This is a genomic window from Nocardioides ginsengisoli, from assembly GCF_039537225.1.
Lineage (GTDB): Bacteria > Actinomycetota > Actinomycetes > Propionibacteriales > Nocardioidaceae > Nocardioides > Nocardioides ginsengisoli.
The window spans coordinates 64,617-84,665 of record NZ_BAABAC010000042.1 but is presented as its reverse complement, the minus strand read 5'-3'; the positions used below and the strand labels follow the sequence as shown (position 1 = coordinate 84,665).

The following is a 20,049-nucleotide window of genomic DNA, read 5'->3' as shown; positions in this document are numbered from 1 at the left end:
GAGCTCTCATGAAGCGCATGTGGACCCTCCTCGCCGGAGTCCTGGCCACGACGCTCGCCCTGACCGCATGCGCCGGCACGACGCGTGCCCCGAGCAGTGCCGGCAGCACCTTCACCTACGCCTTCCACCTCAATGTCGTGACCGAGTGGGACCCCGCGGTCTCGTACTCGAACGAGAGCATCGCCATGGCGAACCTCTACGAGTCGCTCACCCGGTACGACGCCGCCGCCAAGAAGGTCGAGCCGCTCCTCGCGACCTCGTGGACGAAGTCGGCCGACGGCCGGAGGTGGACCTTCACCCTCCGCGACGACGTCACCTTCCACACCGGGCGCAAGCTCGACTCGACCGCCGTGAAGGAGTCGATTGAGCGCACCAAGAAGCTCGCCGGCGGCGCGGCGTACATCTGGGATCCCGTGTCCTCGATCGAGACGCCCGACCCGACCACCGTCGTGTTCGACCTCGCCTACCCGGTCGCGCTCGATCTGGTCGCCTCGTCCGGCTACGGCGCCTACGTCTACGACACGCAGGCTGCCGGCACGGGCGACCTCGCGGCATGGTTCAAGAAGGCCAAGGACGCCGGAACCGGGCCCTACACCGTCGACACGTGGACCGCCGGCGCCGAGACCGAGCTCCGGCTCAAGGCGTACGACGACTACTGGGGCGGCTGGACCGACCAGCAGTACCGAGCGGTCGAGTTCCGCGTCACGCCGGAGGTCACGACCGCGTGGCAGCTCCTCCAGCGCGACGACGTCTCCTTCGTCGACCGCCTCACCCCGCAGATCTTCGAGCAGGCCACGACGACCAAGGGCGTCGGCACCAGCGAGACCAGCTCGTTCCAGAACCTGCTCGCGCTCTACAACACCGCGTCCGGCCCGATGGCCGACATCCGGGTGCGCCGCGCGATCCAGATGCTGACCGACACGAAGGCCATCATCAGCGCACTGCACGGCGCCGCCGCTCCAGCGGACGGCCTGATCCCGCCCGGCCTGATCGGCGAAGGCGACGCGAGCGTCAAGCCCGACGCCACGGTGGCCAAGAAGCTGCTCGCCGACGCGGGCTACGACGCGGGCCACCCGCTGCGGCTCTCGCTCACCTACGCCCAGGGCGACAAGGACCAGGGGCTGTACGTCACGCTGCTCGGATCCGCCCTGAAGGCGGCGGGCGTGCAGCTCGACGCGCGGCCGATGCAGTGGGACGCGCAGTGGACCCGTGGCAAGAGCGCCGACCCGAGCCAGCGGCAGGACATCTTCGTCATGTACTGGTATCCCGACTACGCCGACCCGCTCTCGTGGTTCGCGAACCTGTTCAAGAGCGCGAAGGATCCCTACTTCAACCTCGCCTACCTCGAGGACGCCTCGGTCGACGCCAGTGTCGCGAGCCTGCCGAAGGAGACGGCGATCGCACCCGCCCAGGCCGCTCGTTCCTACCTCGACCTGCAGCGCCGGATCGTCGTCGACGACGCCGCGGTCACGCCGCTGTACCTCATCAAGTACCAGCGCGCCTATAGCGCCGACTTCACCGGATACGTCGACAACCCGGCGTATCCCAACGTGGTGTTCGTCCACGACCTCAGGACGAAGTGACCAGCCATGACCACCGCAACCGCACACCCGGTCGCCGTACGGCGGACGCGGCGCCGATCCCCGGGCCTGGGGCGGGTCCTGCTGCGACGTCTCGCCCATGCCGCCGTCGTCGTCGCCGGCGTCGTCTGCCTGACGTTCGTCATCGCGCGCCAGCTTCCCGGCGACGAGGCCGTGACCGCCGCCGGTGCCCGGGCGACACCGGAGCAGCTCGCCGCCGCCCGTGAGCGCCTCGGTCTCGACGACCCGCTCCCCCTGCAGCTGTGGCACTACGTGTCCGGCCTGGCGCGCGGCGACCTCGGGACGAGTCTGCACACCCGCCAGCCCGTCGTCTCCGACCTCGGGCGGGCCCTCCCGGCGTCGCTCGAGCTGGTCGGATCGGCGATGGTGCTCGCCGTGCTGATCGGACTGCCGCTGGGCGTGATCGCGGCTCGGTTCGCGCGGCGTCGTACCGATCTCGCGGTGCGGACCGGGTCGATGCTGCTCGTGTCCGTCCCCGTGTTCTGGCTGGCTCTCGCGGTGCAGCTGCTGCTGTCGACCAAGCTCGGCTGGTTCCCCGTCGCGGGAGAGTACGACCGCGTACTCGACTCGACCTCGCCGCTGACCGTCTACACCAATATCACCGCATTCGACGCCCTGATCACCGGCAACTGGCCGATCCTGCTCAGCACGCTGCACCACCTGGTGCTGCCGGCGCTCGTCGTCGCGGCCTACCCGACCGGCGTCGTCGCGCAGATGACGCGGGCCGCGCTGATCGAGGAGAGCCAGCAGGACCATGTCCGCATGGAGCGGGCCCTCGGATTCCGGCCGCTCGAGATCCTGCTCAGGTTCTCGCTGCGGCCCGCCATCAGCCCGGTGCTCACCCTGCTCGCCCTGATCTTCGCGTACACCCTCGTCAACAGCGTTCTCGTCGAGGCGATCTTCAACTGGCCGGGCATCGGCACCTACACCGCGGACGCGATCCGGTCGGTCGACACTCCGGCCATCGCCGGCGTGACCCTCGTCATCGCGCTCGTGTACGTCACGGCGAACCTCGCCGTCGACCTGACCCAGATCGCCATCGACCCGCGGACGAGGAAGTCATGAGCACGACCCTGCCCATCCCGGCACGCCGGCGCCTGCGCCGGCTGGCCGGCCAGGATCTGCCGACGCTGCTGGCCGCCGTCGCGCTGCTGATCGTCGTCGCAGCGGCTCTGCTCGCGCCGCTCGTCGCGCCGTACCCGGCCGACGGGACGACGGCGACCCATCCGGCCGCATCACTGCTCGGCCCGTCCGGAGCCCACTGGATGGGAACCGACGCGGTCGGCCGGGACATCCTCACCCGCGTCATGTACGGCGCCCGGACGTCGCTGTTCATCGCGGCCGCCGTGCTCGTCCTGTCGTCGACCGTCGGCGTCCTGCTGGGCTGCGTCGCCGGCTACTCGGGCGGCTGGGTCAGCGACGTCATCATGCGCGTCACCGACGTGTTCCTGGCCTTCCCCGCGCTCCTGCTGTCGCTGGCACTGGCCGTCATCCTGCGGCCGGGTGTGGGCACCGCGATCATCGCGATCGCCGCGACCTGGTGGCCGTGGTACGCGCGGCTCGCCTGCTCCGCGGCCTCGACGATCCGGCACCGCGCCTACATCGACTCGGCCCGCTGCCTGGGCCTCCCCCGCTGGCGCATCGTCGCGGAGCACGTCCTGCCCAACTCCCTGACGCCGGTCATCGTCCAGCTGTCCCTGGACGCGGGCGGCGTCATCCTCACCGCGGCCGCGCTCTCCTATCTGGGCCTCGGCGCCGTCGAGCCGACCAGCGAATGGGGGCTCATGGTGCAGCAGGGACAGTCGAGCTTCACGACCGAGTGGTGGATCGTGACCTTCCCCGGCCTGGCGATCCTGCTCACCGCCTTCTCCTTCAACATGCTCGGCGAAGGCCTCCGCCAGGCCCTCGACCCACGGAAGGTGGCCCGATGAACGCGGCCTCGCCGGTCCTCCAGGTGACCGGCCTCAGCATCCAGTACGGCGGCCGGCGGGTCTCGAGCCTGCCCGACCTCTCCGTCGCCCGCGGTGAGGTGGTCGCGATCGTCGGCGAGAGCGGCTCCGGGAAGTCGACCGCGCTGACGGCGATCCTGGGCCTGCTCGCCGAGACGTCGGCCGACGTGAGCGGCTCCGTGAGCGTGCTCGGGACCGAGGTCGTCGGCGCGAGCGAACGGACCCTCCGATCGTTGCGCGGCTCCGAGATGGCGCTGGTCATGCAGAGTCCGCAGGCGTCGCTGAACCCCACCATGCGGCTCGGCCGGCTGATCCACCGCGCCCTGCGGCGCCACGGCGTCGGCAAGGCCGAGGCGGCGGGTCGGATCAGCGACGCGATGACCGCCGTGCGGCTGGACGAGCAGATCCTCGATCGCTATGCCCACGAGGTCTCGGGCGGGCAGGCGCAGCGCTTCGCGATCGCTCTCGCGGTCTGTCTCGGCGCCCAGCTGATCGCGGCGGACGAGCCGACGAGCGCGCTCGACGCGACGGTTCAGCTCGAGGTACTGACCCTCATCCGCCGCCTCGCCGAGGAGCGCCGTACGGCGTGGCTCGTCGTCGCGCACGACCTCGCCATGGTGTCGATGATCGCCGACCACGTGATCGTCATGCGCGACGGCGAGGTCGTCGAGACAGGACCGACCCGGGCGGTCCTCGGCGATCCGACCCACGAGTACACGCGCGCCCTGCTCGATGCCGTCCCCACCCTTCCCGCAGGAGGCGTTGGCCATGTCTGAGCCGATCCTGGCCGTCCGCGACATCACCTTGGCCTACGGCCACCATGTCGCACTGCACGACTTCAGTCTGGTGCTCGAGCGGGGCGAGGGATCCGTCGCGATCGTCGGCGAGAGCGGCTCCGGCAAGACCTCGCTGGCCCGCGCCGTCCTCGGCCTGCTCCAGCCCCGCGAGGGTCGCATCGAGGTCGACGGTGCCGACATCGGACGCCTCCGCGGCAGCGCGGCCCGGACCTGGCGGCGCCGGATCCAACCGGTCTTCCAGGACGGTCAGGAGGCGCTCGACCCCCGCCGTACGATCGGCGCCACGCTCGGCGAGGCGCTGCGCATGGCGGGCACCGCGCGCCGCGACCGGCCGGCCCGCATCGAGGAGCTCCTCGACGAGGTCGACCTGCGCCCCGATCTGGTGCGGCGCCGACCTCACGAGCTGTCCGGCGGCCAGCGCCAGCGCGTCGCCATCGCCCGCGCCCTGGCGGCATCGCCCGACCTGCTCGTCCTCGACGAGCCGACGAGCGCGCTCGACGTCACCGTGCAGGCACGCATCGTCGCGCTGCTCGAGCGGGTCGCGACGACGCAGCAGATCCAGCTGATGCTCATCACCCACAACATCGCCCTGGCCCAGCGCCTGACGCGACACACGGTGGTTCTCTTCAACGGACATCAGGTCGAGGCGGGTCCGACCGAGGAGATCCTCCGGGCGCCACGGCACCCCTACACCCGGACGCTGGTGTCCTCGACTCCCAGGCTGTGGGCTCCGCTGCCCAAGGTCGCTCCGGCGCCTCCGGCCGCGCCCGCCGGCGACGGCTGCGCCTACCGGTCGCGATGTCCGCATGCCGACGACGCCTGCAGCGTCGTACCCGCACTGGTCGGCTCGCCCGGGGTCGCCTGCCACCACCCCCTGACCACGCTCGCCCTCGACGCCGCAGGCCGGAACGGAAGCCACTGATGCACGAACTCCACCGACGCTCGGTCGTCGCCGACACCCACAACGACCTGCTCTGCGGCGTCGTGGCCCGGGCGCCGGAGACGTGGAGCGGATACTTCCGCGAGTCCTGGATCCCTCAGCTGAGGACGGGAGGCGTCGACCTCCAGGTGCTTCCCGTCTTCATCGAGGATCCGTACCGTCCCGAGGGGGCGCTGCGCCAGACCTTGCGGATGATCGAGGCCGGACACCGGATCGCGGCCGGCAACGCCGACGAGGTCACGCTCTGCGAGACCGGCGAGGACATCGACGCCGCGATCGCAAGGGGGACGATCGCGCTCGTCCTGGCGCTGGAGAGCGCGCCCGGCATCGGCGAGGACGTCGAGCTGCTCGAGACCATGCACCGCCTCGGCATCCGCATCGCCTCCCTGGCCCACTTCGGCCGGACCGCCCTCGCCGACGGCAGCGGCGAGGACGCGACCGGCAGTCGCCTCACCCGCGCCGGCGTACGAGCGGTGAGCGAGATGGAGCGCCTCGGGATGCTCTTCGACGTCAGCCACCTCGGCGCCGCCGGTGTCGAGCACGTCCTGGAGCTGGCGACGCGGCCCGTCATGGCGACGCACTCGTCGGCGCGGTCGCTGCGCGACCACCACCGCAACCTCACCGACGAGCAGCTCAAGGGCATCGCGGCCACCGGCGGCGTGGTGTGCGTCAACTTCCTCGGCTCGTTCCTCCACCCCACTGATTTCTCGCTCGACCGCTTGATCGACCACATCGAGCGCATCGCCGGGATCATGGGTGTCGACCGCGTGGGGCTGGGCCCGGACTTCCTCGACGAGATCCTGACCGACACGACGCCACCCTGCTGCGCCGAGCTGACGGTCGAGGGCATCCCGCCGCGCGGCTACGTCCCGGGCCTCGAAGGGCCGTCGGGGCTTCCGCTCGTCACCGACGCGCTGCTCGGCCGGGGATGGTCCGAGGACGACGTGGCGGCCGTCATCGGCGGGAACGTCCTGCGCCTGTTCCGCCAGGAGCTCGGCCGACGCCAGGCCTGAGCGACCTTGGCGACGTCTCCGTCGCGGGCGGGCGCCACCCGACCCGGTAGGCGGCGCCGACCGCGGCGAGCTGCGAGTCCACGCGCAGCTTGGCCAGGATCGACTTCACCTGGGTGCGGACCGTCGCGGACGAGACGAACCGGGCCGTGGCGATGTCGCAGACCTGGGCCCCGCCCATCAGCGCACCGAGGGTCTCCTTCTCGCGCCGGGTGAGGCTCTCGATCCGGGCGTGGATCTCCCGGTCGTTCTTGCGCTCGCCCATCGCGAGCTCGATGAGTCGCCGACGCTCCTCCGGGAGGACGACCGGTCGCCCGTCGCGGACGTCGCGCAGCGTGGTCATCACCTCGCCCAGGGCGCTTCCCTTCGACACGACCGCCTTGGCGCCGCGGTGCAGGCACTCGCCCCAGTCCGCGAGGTCGACGGTGGCGGTGAGCCCGATGACGGACGCCCCGGCCGCGGTCAACGGCGCGACCAGACGCGTGCCGTCGCCGACCCGCCCGAGGTCGAGGTCGAGGAGCACGATGCGGGGCACCGTGCGCAGCGTGACGGCGAGCACCGACGCGAGAGTGGCGGGCGGCGTCGTCATGTCGAGCCGCTTCACCACGTAGCCGTCGGCCTCGAGCGTGAGCGCGACCGACTCGGCGAAGAGGACGTGGTGGTCGACGATGGTGACCCTCGCGGGCCGGATCTGCTGGTTCATGGGGCGCACTCCCGTGAGCCGGGCCGGCGGCGCGAACGCCGCGCGGCAGCAGTCCCCATGCCTGCTGGTCCCTACACGTGCGCCTTTGTCCAGACGCACTTCGTCGTAGATTACGCGCGAGATCGATGACGTCAACCGCGAACGTCTCAGCTGGTGTCACCCGCGGCGGCAGCGAAGGCGGGGTGGCTGCCGGCGACCTTGCGGACCTCGGTCAGGTGCGCGCCCAGGTAGCCGCCCGCGGCCGCGGCCAGGCTGCCGGCCACGGCGAGAGCGATCCCGCGACGCCGGGCGCCGGCTCGGCGCGCCCGCCACGATCCGGCGAACAGGGCGATCCCGGTGGCGTTGGCGGCGGCGTGCACGAGCCCGACCCGCCGGTCCCGCTCCGCCAGCCCGACCCACTCGGCCCACCCCGTGAGCGCAGTCGGTACGGCGGCCACCACGCCGAGGCCCACCAGGCGCTGGGCGGCGCCTTCGGCCTCACGCCCCCCGACGAGATCGAGGACGAGGGCCGACGTCCACATGCCCAGCGGGAGATCGGTGAGCAGCGGATGGACGGCGTGCCCGAGCCACCGGTGCCCCCGCAGCCCGTCCCGGAGCGGGCCGGGCGGCAGCACCCGGTTCGCGAGTCGGGTCACCCGCGCGACCGGTACGTCGAGCTGCGGCGCCGTCTCCAGCGCCCGCATCCAGTCGACGACCGCCGGGTCCCCGCCGTCCGGCCCGATCGTGCCTGTGGACCCCCTGCGCATCGAATGCCTGCTCACCCGCTGCCCCCTCTGCTCGTGACCTCCGCCTGTGGCCGGGCAGTACCCCGCGCGCACGCGGTGACACGTCGGCCGAGACGTCCTGGCGGTTGGATCGAGGCGTTGCCGCTTTGCCCTTGGCAAGGTCGGCTCAATCTGTTGGGGTGGAGTCATGGCTCAGGCGACCGCTCCCAACACCGGCATCAGCACGATGCTGGCGTCGTTGCGCGCCGAGGCCGAGGTCCGTGACGCATCGCTGATCCGGGAGTGGGCGACGATCGCGGCCTGGGCTGAGGCCAACACGGTCGAGGGCGTCGAGGGCGCGGCCACGGTCCGCGAGGGCTTCATCGACACCGGCCTGCCCCTGGCGGGCGACGGGGCTCCCCTGGTCTCGGAGTTCGCACTGATGGAACTGGTCGCTGTCCTGGGACGCTCGCCCGACGGCGGGAGGGCTTACGTCGGGCGGATCCTGGGCTGCGCCTGGCGGCTGCCCCACGTGTGGGCCGCCGTCATGTCCGGCCGGCTCGCTCCGTGGCGGGCCGAGCGCATGGCCGACATGGTCGGGCCGCTCTCGGCCGACGCCGCTGCGTTCGTGGATCGCAACCTCTTCAACGCCTCCGGCGTCGGCTGGGCCCAGCTCGACCGGCTCATCGCCGAAGCGATCATCCGGTTCGACCCCGAGCGGGCCGAGGCCGAGCGCGCGGCCGCGGCCGACCAGCGCTACGTCGACATCGACGAGCCCAACAGCAACGGCCAGGCGTCCATCTCCGGCCTCCTCGACGCCGCCGATGCCCACGACCTCGACGACGCCATCGCCCGCCGCGCAACGCTCCTGGGGAGCCTGGGCAGCGCGGCCTCCCTCGACGTCCGCCGCTCCCAGGCCCTCGGCGAGCTCGCCCGCGCCGACCTCATGCTCGACCTCGAGGGCAGCCCTGCGAAGCGCGCGACCCTCAACATCCACATCACCGACACCACCCTGACCGGCGACAACCCCGTCGCCCGGTGGAACGACCGCCCCATCAGCGCCGAGCAGGTCCGCGCATGGCTGGGATCAGCGACCAAGGTCGTGGTGCGACCGGTCATCGACCTGGCCGAGCACATCCCGGTCACGTCGTACGAGATCCCCGACCGCCACCGCACCAGCGTCGAGCTCCGCGACCACACCTGCCGCTTCCCCCACTGCGGCCGCAAAGCCCGCTCGTGCGACCTTGATCATGTGCGACCCCACGGCCAGGGCGGACCGACCTGCCCGTGCAACCTGGTCCCGCTGTGCCGACGGCATCACCGCGCCAAGACCCACTCACGTTGGCGCTACGAGGTGACGAAGCCCGGCACCTATGCCTGGACCAGCCCCAACGGCTTCACCTGGCAGGTCGACCACCGCGGCACCCACACCCACCCACTCCGAACATGAGCCGATCACAAGCGCATCACCTCACCACCGCTGGACAGGGGTGTACCGGCAACAACCGCTGGCCGACAGCGAGCCGCAACCACCCACCTCAACCACTGCGGCGCGCACCACGCCATCAATAAAAAGAACCTGGCACCGCGCAGACCGCGACCGTCAGCGGGCCTACGCGTGCAGGACTACGCGTGCAGGACTACGCGTGCGCCGGGTCGCGCCCGAGCAGCCGGAGCAGATGGTCCTGATCCGGCTCGCCGCGCTGCGGGTCGTCGACCGCCGGCCCGAACGACGGCTGCTGCGGGCCGTGCTCGCCCTCCGAGGCGTAGGCGAGCAGATAGGCCACGACGTCGTCGTCGAGCCGTTCGTCGGCGCCGATCGCGCGGGCGAGGTCCCAGGCGTGGACCTCGGTGTCGAGGATGCGCATCGACAGCAGCTCACCCCCCGTCCGCGGCCCCGCGACATGGTGGACGACGCGCTGGTGCACGCCGTCCTCACCGAAGCGGGCCAGCACCTCCGCCGCCGTCCGCTCGAAGGCGCCGACCGCGTCGTCGCCGAGGTGGTCGACGGTCCGGGTCGCCTCGACCTCGGCCGTGTCCGCACCGCTCAGCAGCAGTGTGTAGCGGACGTTGCCGCCGACCACGTGGTTGACGAGCGCCCGGACGTCCCAGTCCGTGCACGGTGTGGCGCGGTCCCAGTCGTCCGGGCCGACCAGCCGCAGCCGACGTCCGAAGTCGTCAGCCGAGGTCCGCAGCAGGTCGAGGGGAACACGCGGCGCGCTCACCCTCGCATGCTCGCACCGCGGCATCGGCCCGACAAGCATCGGCCCGACAACCACCAGTCGGGGATGCCGTCACCGCGCGACCGCCAGCGGCCACGACCCGGCCACCCCGAACCGGCCGTCCGTCGGCGCGAGCTGCCCCTCGACCGGGAGCTCGGACGGCTCGGTCACCTCCTCGGGATCGACGACGCCGATCACGTCCATGACCCGCAGGGCGCACTCGATCTCCAGTCGCCGATCGGCGAGACGCTCCGCGCCGAGGAGATCCTTGATCCGGTTCATCCGGTTGCCGACCGTGTTGCGCGCGACGTGGAGAGCGCGCGCGGCCCGAGCGACGCTCCCGTCGCAGGCGAGGTACTGCGCGAGCGTGTGTCGAAGGGCGGTGGTCCGCTCGTCCGCGTCACACAGCGGCCCGAGCTCGCGCTTGACGAAGGCCCGCGCGAGGCGGGCGTCGCGGCCCACGAGGTAGGCGAGCTCGACGTCGCCGTACGCCGTGACGCTCGCACCCCCGGCGCCCGTGCCCGCCTGGGAGGCGACGTGCATCGCGGCCTGCGCCTCCCAGTACGTCGCGCGGAACCCGGCGACGCCGGCGACCGGGGTGCCGTAGGCCAGGCTGACGGCCGGGGGCAGCACCTGGTCGACGTCGTCCAGCGACAGCCGACCGTTCGTCGCCGCCCACGCGATCACCCGGCCGTTGCCGTCGGGGATCACCAGGGTGTCGGCGGCGCCGACCGTTCGCAGCAGCTTGGTCGTCATCTCGACGAGTGCGGCCGAGTCGATCGCCATCCGCGGGCTCCAGACGACGAAGCCGACATGGGTCGACCGGAGCCGGTAGCCCAGCTTCTGGGTGGCCACGTCGAGGTCGGCACTGCCGAGGAAGACGCCCTTGACCCACGCCTCGAGCTCGGCATCGCGCGAGCGCGACCACTCGCGGCGGGCTTCGCCGTAGGCCTCGCTCACCTCGGTGGCCAGGATGTTCCAGTAGTGGAAGGCCGTGTCGGACGCCTCGCGCATCGCCCGGCCCTTCTCCTCGGGGTCGGTGAGGAAGGCGTCGATGCCGCGCAGCAGCTCGGACACGACCATCCGGTGGTACTGGTGCACGCCTTGGATCAGCAGCCCCTCGGGGAGAGGGTGGTGGACGTACTGGCGGATCATCGACCGGATGTCCTCCGAGGCCCCGAGGAACCGCTCGTCGCGGGTCGCGACATAGAGCAGGCAGCGGACCACGGCCATCTCCGGCTCGCGCCTCACGACCAGCAGCGCCTCCCGCGTCGGCGGCTGGCCCGTGAACTCCTCGCAGACCCGCGCGGTGCAGGCCAGCGTGCAGCCGACCGCCCACGACAGGACGCCTTCCCAGTCCTCGCCGAAGACCCGCCGGCTCTCCGCCTGCAGCTCCTCGCCGCAGGCCGACGCGACACCCTCCGCGTACGGCGTCAGGTGGCGCATCCACCGCACGGGCGATGCCTCCCGGTCGTTCCTCACGGTCCGCTCATCTCCTCGTCACCCACAGACGTAGGATGAGGGTACGTCTGCCGCGGCCGAGAGCGTGCGGCCGGAGTCGATCACGGACGGGCGTGTCGCGCGGAGCCGCCGCCGTCCTCCGCCGTCACCACCCGGGGCGCCGGCGCGTCCTGAGCGGCACAGGGCCGGCCAGGATCACAGTCGGGCCGATGGCCGTCGTCGGCGGGCTCGCACAGCGGAGCGATGTCGAAGGTGACCTCCCAGCCCGGATCCTGCGTCGACCGGCAGCGCTCGGCATCAGCCGCCGCCATCGCCTCGAGGGCGCTGGGATAGGGGCCGCTGTAGGTGAGCACGCCGGTCGGCACGTCGCGGGTGATCACGATGTGGGGCAGGGACAGCTCGTCGGCTCCCGCAGCCGCCATGCGGTCCGCGAAGAGGTCTGCTAGCGCCGTGTCCATGATTCCGATCGCTTCCTACGTCGACGGCCAAGGTGAGGAGAAGTGTCGATGGGGCGACGGACGCATCGCGCCGAGCGTCCGTCGCCGCATCTCAGAGCTCGCCGGACCCGGGAGGGCTGGGATCCGGGCGAGCCGGCCGGTGTGATCGGGAGACGGTCACACCGGAGCTGGAGAGCGGACAGCGCCGCGGCTCGCGCACGCCGCGGCGCCCCGCTCGCCCCGCAGCGCGAGCTGCAGGGCGCGCCACCGAGCGACGGTCGGCGACACCTGGAAGCGCTTCCCGAGCCCGATCTCGTCGAGCCCGTCAGCCTTCGCGCTCGTGAACGCGGGCTCCGGAAGCAGCAGGGCGACGGCGAACTCGTTGGCATAGATGTCGTCCACCTGCCGCGACAGGTCGCGGACGACGGCGCCGCGCGCGAGGACGCTCACTCGGCGGGCGGAGGCGAACCTCGACCGCAGCAAGGACACACCGCGCCGCGAGCCGGTCGATCGCCCGTGCGCCGGGGCGGCGAGCGCCGTCTCGATCGCACGTGGGTCGACCGGCACGACGCCGTCGTCCCAGTGCTCGGCGAGGATGCGCCCCGCATCCGCCCGCGCTCGCTCGCGAATCAGCTCGATCTCGACCGCGCTCCCGATCACGCCTGCACCTCCCCCCAAGACAGGCTGATCGCCTGCATCCCTCAATCCAGAGCCGGACGCTCCCTCGTCCGCGCGGGCAGGCCACTCCGCGGAGTCGGTGACCCGTAGGAGTAGAACTGCCCGATTCCAGCCAATCTAGGGTGAGCGGACGGCCCCCGTCGTTGGCAGGCAGCACACACTTTGCGACCGACCCTGGGCCGACTGCGCAGGTGCGCGCGTGGTCCCGCCCAGGCCCGGAGGGACGGTTCCGCCCTACGGAATGGGGTCCCCTCGGCGCCGGCCGGAAGCTCGGGCGGCCGGCGAGCGTCGACCTGTCGGACCGATCGAGCATGATGGGCGCACCATGCCCCGCTGGAACCTCCAGGCCGTCGAGAAGGCCGCCCCGGACGCCTCGTCGCTGGCCGCCGCCCGCAAGCTGGCGGTGCCGGGCCCGTGGTCGGAGACCGGCAGCACGGACACCCTCGTCTGGGGCAGGTGCCAGGGCAGTGGGCGGACGCCGTACCAGGTGTCGATCGATCTGGCCGGTCGGGCCTACCGGTGCAGCTGCCCGAGCCGGAAGTTCCCGTGCAAGCACGCACTCGCGCTGCTGCTCCTGTGGGTGCGCTCGGACGACGCGGTGGCCGATGCGGCGGAGCCGGCGGGGTTCGCCGGCGACTGGGCGGCGACCCGGGCGGAGCGCGCGGCCGGGGCCGCGGCGGCGGAGGCGAGGAAGCCGGTCGATCCCGAGGCCCGGGCGAGGCGGATCGAGGAGCGGCGGGCGACGATGTCGGCGGCGCTCGAGGACTTCGCGCAGTGGCTGGCCGACCTGGCTCGCAGCGGTACGGCGACCACCCGCCGCCAGCCGTGGACCTGGTGGGACGCCGCGGCGGCGCGGCTCGTGGACGGACAGGTGCCGGGGCTGGCGGAGCGGCTGCGCGACATGGCGGCCGCCGTGGGAAGCCGTGAGGACTGGGCCGAGCACCTGCTGACCGAGGCGGGCCGATGGTGGCTGGCGGTGCAGGCGTGGCGTCGGTGGGACGAGCTGGCGCCCGAGACGCAGGGCGACCTGCGCACCTACCTCGGCTGGTCGTGGGGCGCCGACGACCTCGCCGACCCCGAGCCGGCAGCGGCCTGGCAGGTGCTCGGCGCGCACCGCGACGAGACCGGACGGCTCAAGGAGCAGCGCACCTGGCTGCGCTCGGTCGCGACCGGCGAGCTGGTCGTGGTGCTCGACTTCGCCGGCGGACCGCAGCCACTGCCGGTGCCCCAGCTCGACGGCAGCGTCGTCGACGTCCCCCTGGTCCGCTACCCCGGCTCGGCGCCCACCCGCGCCCGGTTCGCCGCCTCCCCCGCGCCCCTCTCGACCGGCGCCCCGCTGCCCACCGGCGGCTCGCTCGCCGACGCGCGGGCCGGGCTGACGGGCCTGTGGCAGCGCAACCCCTGGGCGGTGCGGGTCCCGGCGGTGGTGCGCGGCCGCCTGGTCCCGCCGTACGACGGCGCCCCGGCCCGGTTGGTCGACGAGTCCGGCGACGGGGTCGACGTGCTCGGCCCCGACCCGTGGGACGCGCTGGCCGTGACGGGCGGCGCGGTGACCGACGTGTTCGGGGAGCTCGAGGAGCGCGGCCTGCGGCCGTTGAGCCTGGCCGAGGTGAACACGTGAGCGCCGCCCCGACCTGGTGGCAGCAGACCACCGCGGCCGCGCTGCTCGGAACCGAGCGCCGCGAGCCCCCGCCGCTCCCCCACGACCTCGACATCGCCGAGCGGCCCGGAGGCACGCCGGAGACGGCGCTGCTCGACGCCGCGGCCGTCGGTGGTGCGCTCCTTCGCGTCGACCTCCCGGCCCGACCCGCGAGCGAGCTCCCGGCCCCGGCGCCGGCCGACGCCACCCCGGTTGCGCCGCCCGCCGCCGTCCAGCTGCTCGGCCTGCTCCTCGACCAGCCACCGGTGGCCGCGCGGCTGCGGCCGCTCGCGCTCGAGCACTGGCTGGGCGTCGCCGCCGACCGCGGCGTCCGGGTCCCGGCCCGCACGCTGCCGCGGCTGCTCGCCCTGGTCACCCAGCAGGCCGACCTGCGCGCCGCCGCCCGACCCGTCATCGGCGAGCGCGGCCGCTGGCTGGCCGGGCTGCGCCCCGACTGGGCCTGGGCGATCGCGGCCGAGCCGGCGCCCGCCGTACGCCCACGCCTCTCCGCGGACGACTGGCGCGCTCTCCCCGCCACCGCGCGCGCCGACGCGCTGCCGGCCGACGACCTCGACCTGCTCGAGGCGGCGCTCGACGACCGGTCCGACAAGGTACGTCGCCAGGCGCTCGCGCTGCTCGACGCGGCGCCGACCTCGGCCCGAGCCACCCGGATGGCCGCTCGCCTGCGTCCGCTCCTGACGACGACCGGCCGGCTGCGGCGCGGCCTCGAGATCGCGCTGCCGACCGAGCCCGACGCCGCCGGGGTGCGCGACGGGCTGACCACGACGCGCGGCGGCTCGCAGCGCGACCGCTGGCTCGAGCTGATCAGCGCCGGGGCGCCGCTCTCCGTGTGGACCGACGCGACCGGCAAGGACCCCGCGCACACCTGGCCGCTGATCACCCAGCCGGCGGCCCGGGCGGGCGTGCTGCGCGCGATCCGGGCGCGCGCCGACGTCGCCTGGGCGATGGCGGCCGTGACCGACAGCCCCGACCTGCTCGCCCACCTGCCCGCCGCCGACCAGGACGCGACCGCGCTGCGGATGCTGCGGGCCACGAAGACCGCGGCCGGCGTCGCGGCGGCGGTCCGCCATGTCGCGGCGCCGTGGAGCCCCGCGCTCAGCGCCACCGTCGTCGACATCCTGCGCCACACCGCCCCGGCCGCCGGCTCGGCGTCTCTCTCGCTGCCGACCCTCGCGGCCGGCCTGCACCCCTCGGCCCGGCCCGCGGTCTCCGCCTGGGCCCGCGCCGAGAGCCGGTGGGGCTCGCTGCCCGCCGACCTCGATCAGTACCTCTCCTTCCTACCCGCGATCACGGAGGCCTTCCGATGACCCTCACCGAGCCGACCGGCACCGGGCCGACCGACGGCGTGCTCCGCCGGCACGCCGAGGACGAGTACGCCCACGAGCTCGCCGCGCTGGCCGCCGTCGACGACCGGCCGCGACCGCCGCAGTGGCGGCTCTCGCCGTGGGCGGTGACGACGTACCTCCTCGGCGGCCGGCTCGACGACGGCACCGAGATCAGCCCGAAGTACGTCGGCGCCCGCCGCCTGATGGAGATCGCCGTCGCCTCCCTGGCGACCGACCGCGCGCTGCTGCTGCTCGGCGTGCCCGGCACCGCCAAGTCGTGGGTCAGCGAGCACCTCGCGGCCGCGATCAGCGGCAGCTCGACGCTCGTCGTCCAGGGCACGGCCGGCACCCCGGAGGAGTCGCTGCGGTTCGGCTGGAACTACGCCCGCCTGCTCGCCGAGGGCCCGTCGCGGGACGCGCTGGTGCCGAGCCCGGTGATGCGGGCGATGGAGGCCGGCGCGCTGGTCCGGGTCGAGGAGCTCACCCGGATCCCGGCCGACGTGCAGGACGCACTGATCTCGATCCTCTCGGAGAAGACGCTGCCGATCCCCGAGCTCGACGACGAGGTGCAGGCGCAGCGCGGGTTCAACGTGATCGCGACGGCCAACAACCGCGACAAGGGCGTCAACGAGCTGTCGTCGGCGCTCAAGCGCCGCTTCAACACCCTCGTTCTGCCGCTGCCCGACAGCCTCGGCGAGGAGGTCGAGATCGTCCGCACCCGGGTCGCCTCGATCGGCCGCGGTCTGGAGCTGCCCGCCGACCTCGCCGCCACCCCCGAGATCGAGCGGGTGGTGACGATCTTCCGCGAGCTGCGCGGCGGGATGACGCTCAACCAGCGCACCACCGTGAAGTCGCCGTCCAGCACGCTGTCCACCGCCGAGGCGATCTCGGTGATGACCAACGGCGTCGCCCTTGCCGCCCACTTCGGCGACGGCGTGGTTCGCGCCGACGACCTCGCTGCCAGCATCACCGGTGCGGTGGTCAAGGACCCGGTGCAGGACTCGATCGTGTGGCAGGAGTACCTCGAGACCGTCGTGAAGGACCGCCCCGAGTGGGCCGACCTCTACCGCGCCTGCCGGGAGCTGACCTGACCGCCACGCCCCGGGCCGGGACCAGGGTCGAGGTCCTCGGCGTCCGCCACCACGGCCCGGGCTCGGCGCGCTCGGTCGCCGGCGCGCTCGAGGAGCTCGACGCCGACGCCGTCCTGATCGAGGGGCCGCCGGAGCTCGACTCCCTCGTCCGCCATGTCGGCGACGGGCTCGTGCCGCCGGTGGCGGGCCTGGCCTACGCGACCGCGGAGCCGTGGCGGGCGGCGTTCTATCCGATGGCGGCCTTCTCCCCCGAGTGGGTCGCGCTCACCTGGGCCGTCGAGCGCGGCGTACCCGTGCGCTTCGCCGACCTGCCGGCCGCCCACTCCCTCGCGCCGGCCGATCCGGACGACGCGTCCGACGAGCCGGCGCGGGAGAAGCGCACCGACCCGATCACCCTGCTCGCCACCGCGGCCGGCTACGACGACCCCGAGCGCTGGTGGGAGGACGCCGTCGAGCACCGCGCGGAGTCGTCGCTGGCCCGGTTCGCGCTGCTGCGCGAGGCGATGGCGGAGGCCCGCGCGTCCGGCCCGGTCAGCGACGACAACCTGCGCCGCGAGGCGGCGATGCGCAAGGTGCTGCGGGCCACGATCAAGGAAGGTCACGAGCGGATCGCGTTGGTGTGCGGCGCCTACCACGCGCCCGCGCTGGAGCCCGCGGTCTTCCCCTCCCAGGCCGCCGACAACAAGCTGCTGTCCGGGCTGGCGAAGGTCAAGGTGACCGCCACCTGGGCACCGTGGACGGCGGGCCGGCTGGCCTACGCGAGCGGCTACGGCGCCGGGGTGACCTCGCCCGGCTGGTACCAGCACCTGTTCGCGTGCTGGGCCGAGGACCGGCCCGGCGACATCGTCCCCGGCTGGCTGACCCGGGTCGCTCGGGCGCTGCGCGACGACGGCCTCGACGCGGCCCCTGCGACGGTCGTCGAGGCGGTGCGGATGGCGGAGGCCCTGAGCGCCGTGCGGGGCCGCCCGACTCCCGGCCTCGACGAGCTGATGGACGCCGGCCAGACCGTGCTCTGCGGCGGCTCGGCCGTCCCGCTCGGGCTCGTGCAGCGGCGGCTGGTGATCGGCGAGGAGCTCGGGCAGGTGCCCGACGCCGTACCCCTCGTACCGCTCGCCGAGGACCTGGCCCGCACCCAGCGCCGGCTCCGGCTCAAGCCCTCCCCGACGCCGACGACGATCACCCTCGACCTGCGCAAGGAGGGGCAGCTCGACCGGTCCCGGCTGCTGCACCGGCTCGCCCTGCTCGGCATCCCGTGGGGCACGCCCGGTGACGCCGGCCGCACGACCGGCACCTTCAAGGAGGCCTGGGAGCTCGAGTGGCAGCCGGAGTTCGCGGTCGCGCTGATCGAGGCCGGGCTGCTCGGCACCACCGTCCTCGGCGCCGCCGAGACCCGGGTGCAGGAGGCGGCGGCCGCGGCGACCGACCTGGCCACGCTCGGCCGGCTGGTCGAGTCCGCGCTGGTCGCCGACCTGCCGCGTGCCCTCGCCACCGTGGTCGACGCGCTCGCCGCGGCCACGGCCCACCAGCACGACACCCGCGCGCTGCTCGACGCGGTCGAGCCGCTGGCCCGCACCCAGCGCTACGGCGACGTGCGGCGCGCCGACATGAGCCGGGTCGGCGAGGTGCTCGGCACCGTCGTGGTCCGCTCGGCGGTCGAGCTGCGGGCGGCCTGCAGCGGGCTCGACGACGACGCGGCCGCCGCGCTGCGCGGCTCGATCGACAGCGCCCAGCGCGGGATCGCGCTCAGCGGGGTCGGCGCCGACCGGTGGCGCGAGGCGCTGGCCGGCGTCGCCGCCGACGACCGGGTCCACGGCTCGGTCGCCGGCCGGGTCAACCGGATCCTGCTCGACGGCGGCCACCTCCCGGCCGAGCGCGCCGCCGAGCGGCTCAGTCGCCAGCTCTCCGTCGGCGCCTCGCCCGTCCACGCCGCGGCCTGGCTCGACGGCTTCCTCGAGGGCGAGTCCGTGCTCCTGCTGCACGACCCGACCCTCCTCGCGATGGTCGACGAGTGGGTCGGCCGGGTCGACGAGTCCGTCTTCGAGGACCTGCTGCCGCTGCTGCGTCGTACCTTCGCCCGGTTCGCGCCCGCCGAGCGTCGCCAGGTCGCGACCCGGGTGCGCAACCTCGACGAGGACCACGCCGACGCCGTACCCGACCTCGACCTGGTGGCCGGCCGCGAGGCCGCCCGCCGGGTCGCCTCGCTCCTCGGCCTGGAGGTGAGCGCATGACCGAGTCCCCCACTCCCGACCACCGCGACCGGCTGACCCGCTGGCGCCTGGTCCTCGGCGGCGACCAGGCCGACCCCGACGACGTCCACCTCTCGCCGGACGACCTGGTCCGCGACCGCACGCTCGCGCAGCTGTACGACGGGCCCGGCGACGGCTCCGCCGGCTCGGGCGGCCCGCGCCGCGGCGGCCTGGGCCGCTCCGCCCCGGGGGTGAACCGCTGGCTCGGCGACATCCGCACCTACTTCCCGTCCTCGGTGGTGCAGGTGATGCAAGCCGACGCGATGGACCGGCTCGGTCTCCACGAGCTGCTGCTCGAGCCCGAGACCATGGCCGCCGTCCAGCCCGACCTCAGCCTGGTGACCACGCTGATCGGCCTCAACCGCGTGATCCCCGAGCACAGCCGCACCACCGCCCGCGCGGTGGTGCGGGCGGTCACCGACCAGCTCGAGGAGCGGCTGCGCAGCCAGACCGTCCAGGCGGTCTCGGGGGCCGTCGACCGGGCCGCCCGCACGCGGCGCCCGCGGCACCACGAGATCGACTGGCGGCGCACCATCGCCGCCAACCTCAAGCACTATCTGCCCGAGTACGGCACCGTCGTACCCGAGCGGCTGCACGGCCACGCCCGCCGCAACCGCCAGACCCAGCGGCATATCATCCTGTGCATCGACCAGTCCGGCTCGATGGCCGAGTCGGTCGTCTACTCCAGCGTCTTCGGCGCCGTCCTCGCCTCGCTGCGCGCGGTGTCGACGCGGCTGGTCGCCTTCGACACCGAGGTCGTCGACCTCACCGACGAGATCGAGGACCCGGTCGACGTGCTCTTCGGCGTCCAGCTCGGCGGCGGCACCGACATCAACCGCGCCCTCGCCTACTGCGAGTCGCTGATCGAGCGGCCCGAGGAGACCGTGCTGGTGCTGATCAGCGACCTCTACGAGGGCGGCATCGCCGAGGAGATGGTGCGCCGCGCCGCCGCGATCACGTCGTCGGGCGCGGTGATGGTCGCGCTGCTGGCCCTGAGCGACTCCGGGGCGCCGTCGTACGACACCACGCACGCGGCCGCCCTGGCCGCCGTCGGCGTCCCCGCCTTCGCGTGCACCCCCGACCAGTTCCCCGACCTGATGGCGGCGGCGATCGAGAAGCGCGACCTCGCCCAGTGGGCCGCGGCCAACGACATCGTGATCGCCAGTGCCGTCGAGGAGGGCTGAAAGCCTGCGGCCCCGGCCGCAGCCCCGGCAGCGCTGACACG

18 protein-coding genes are annotated in these 20,049 nt (G+C 73.5%); 12 read left to right on the top strand and 6 right to left on the bottom strand.

From position 1 onward, the window contains the following. Nucleotides 1-8 precede the first annotated feature (8 nt). The 6 genes from AB4880_RS22295 to AB4880_RS22270 are packed head-to-tail and all read left to right on the top strand — an operon-like array spanning nt 9 to nt 6,300. Nucleotides 9-1,583, top strand: a complete 1,575-nt coding sequence (locus AB4880_RS22295; protein ID WP_367921419.1) for an ABC transporter substrate-binding protein — start codon at nt 9-11, stop codon at nt 1,581-1,583. A gap of 6 nt (nt 1,584-1,589) precedes the next feature. Continuing rightward, complete coding sequence (locus AB4880_RS22290; RefSeq protein ID WP_367921418.1) at nt 1,590-2,666, top strand: ABC transporter permease; 1,077 nt, start codon at nt 1,590-1,592, stop codon at nt 2,664-2,666. Continuing rightward, nucleotides 2,663-3,532, top strand: coding sequence for an ABC transporter permease (locus AB4880_RS22285; protein ID WP_367921417.1), 870 nt, complete (start codon nt 2,663-2,665; stop codon nt 3,530-3,532). The genes AB4880_RS22290 and AB4880_RS22285 overlap by 4 nt, the downstream gene beginning before the upstream one ends. After that, a complete protein-coding gene (locus AB4880_RS22280; protein WP_367921416.1) occupies nt 3,529-4,326 on the top strand; it encodes an ABC transporter ATP-binding protein in 798 nt (265 codons plus the stop codon). Before AB4880_RS22285 ends, AB4880_RS22280 begins: the two co-directional genes overlap by 4 nt. Beyond that, entirely contained in the window at nt 4,319-5,269 is a 951-nt protein-coding gene (locus AB4880_RS22275) for an ABC transporter ATP-binding protein (RefSeq protein ID WP_367921415.1), read from the top strand. Before AB4880_RS22280 ends, AB4880_RS22275 begins: the two co-directional genes overlap by 8 nt. Then, on the top strand, nt 5,269-6,300 hold the full coding sequence (locus tag AB4880_RS22270; protein WP_367921414.1) for a dipeptidase: 1,032 nt from the start codon (nt 5,269-5,271) through the stop codon (nt 6,298-6,300). The genes AB4880_RS22275 and AB4880_RS22270 overlap by 1 nt, the downstream gene beginning before the upstream one ends. Here the strand turns inward: AB4880_RS22270 and AB4880_RS22265 are convergent. Together AB4880_RS22265 and AB4880_RS22260 are read right to left on the bottom strand one after the other, a co-directional pair. Beyond that, nucleotides 6,242-7,000 carry a LuxR C-terminal-related transcriptional regulator gene (locus tag AB4880_RS22265; protein ID WP_367921413.1) on the bottom strand — a complete coding sequence of 253 codons (759 nt, stop codon included), beginning with the start codon at nt 6,998-7,000 and terminating at the stop codon, nt 6,242-6,244. The genes AB4880_RS22270 and AB4880_RS22265 overlap by 59 nt on opposite strands. A 146-nt stretch (nt 7,001-7,146) precedes the next feature. After that, nucleotides 7,147-7,761 carry a DUF2231 domain-containing protein gene (locus AB4880_RS22260; RefSeq protein WP_367921412.1) on the bottom strand — a complete coding sequence of 205 codons (615 nt, stop codon included), beginning with the start codon at nt 7,759-7,761 and terminating at the stop codon, nt 7,147-7,149. Between the two features lie 151 nt (nt 7,762-7,912). Between AB4880_RS22260 and AB4880_RS22255 the strand changes: the two genes are divergently transcribed. Beyond that, nucleotides 7,913-9,154 (top strand): HNH endonuclease signature motif containing protein, encoded by a 1,242-nt coding sequence (locus AB4880_RS22255; protein ID WP_367921411.1) that lies wholly within the window; start codon nt 7,913-7,915, stop codon nt 9,152-9,154. 190 nt (nt 9,155-9,344) lie between these two features. Here the strand turns inward: AB4880_RS22255 and AB4880_RS22250 are convergent, their stop codons facing one another. The 4 genes from AB4880_RS22250 to AB4880_RS22235 all read right to left on the bottom strand — a co-directional run bounded on the left by AB4880_RS22250 (nt 9,345) and on the right by AB4880_RS22235 (nt 12,484). Next, nucleotides 9,345-9,929 carry a TIGR03086 family metal-binding protein gene (locus AB4880_RS22250; RefSeq protein WP_367921410.1) on the bottom strand — a complete coding sequence of 195 codons (585 nt, stop codon included), beginning with the start codon at nt 9,927-9,929 and terminating at the stop codon, nt 9,345-9,347. Between the two features lie 69 nt (nt 9,930-9,998). Beyond that, entirely contained in the window at nt 9,999-11,408 is a 1,410-nt protein-coding gene (locus AB4880_RS22245; RefSeq protein ID WP_367921409.1) for a PucR family transcriptional regulator, read from the bottom strand. 80 nt (nt 11,409-11,488) lie between these two features. Beyond that, a complete protein-coding gene (locus AB4880_RS22240) occupies nt 11,489-11,809 on the bottom strand; it encodes a hypothetical protein (protein ID WP_367921408.1) in 321 nt (106 codons plus the stop codon). A gap of 192 nt (nt 11,810-12,001) precedes the next feature. Beyond that, entirely contained in the window at nt 12,002-12,484 is a 483-nt protein-coding gene (locus tag AB4880_RS22235) for an ImmA/IrrE family metallo-endopeptidase (protein ID WP_367921407.1), read from the bottom strand. A 343-nt stretch (nt 12,485-12,827) separates the two neighbouring features. Between AB4880_RS22235 and AB4880_RS22230 the strand changes: the two genes are divergently transcribed. From AB4880_RS22230 to AB4880_RS22210, 5 genes are read left to right on the top strand one after another with little or no spacing between them, the layout of a single operon-like run. Next, nucleotides 12,828-14,123: an SWIM zinc finger family protein gene (locus AB4880_RS22230; RefSeq protein ID WP_367921406.1), complete on the top strand. Its 1,296-nt coding sequence runs from the start codon at nt 12,828-12,830 to the stop codon at nt 14,121-14,123. Further along, nucleotides 14,120-15,469, top strand: coding sequence for a DUF5691 domain-containing protein (locus AB4880_RS22225; RefSeq protein ID WP_367921405.1), 1,350 nt, complete (start codon nt 14,120-14,122; stop codon nt 15,467-15,469). Before AB4880_RS22230 ends, AB4880_RS22225 begins: the two co-directional genes overlap by 4 nt. Continuing rightward, nucleotides 15,466-16,578 (top strand): ATP-binding protein, encoded by a 1,113-nt coding sequence (locus AB4880_RS22220; RefSeq protein ID WP_367921404.1) that lies wholly within the window; start codon nt 15,466-15,468, stop codon nt 16,576-16,578. The genes AB4880_RS22225 and AB4880_RS22220 overlap by 4 nt, the downstream gene beginning before the upstream one ends. Beyond that, the gene (locus tag AB4880_RS22215) at nt 16,539-18,806 is read left to right on the top strand and encodes a DUF5682 family protein (RefSeq protein ID WP_367921403.1); all 2,268 of its coding nucleotides are present in this window, start codon (nt 16,539-16,541) and stop codon (nt 18,804-18,806) included. Before AB4880_RS22220 ends, AB4880_RS22215 begins: the two co-directional genes overlap by 40 nt. Continuing rightward, nucleotides 18,803-20,008: a VWA domain-containing protein gene (locus AB4880_RS22210; protein WP_367921402.1), complete on the top strand. Its 1,206-nt coding sequence runs from the start codon at nt 18,803-18,805 to the stop codon at nt 20,006-20,008. The genes AB4880_RS22215 and AB4880_RS22210 overlap by 4 nt, the downstream gene beginning before the upstream one ends. Nucleotides 20,009-20,049: the final 41 nt, after the last annotated feature.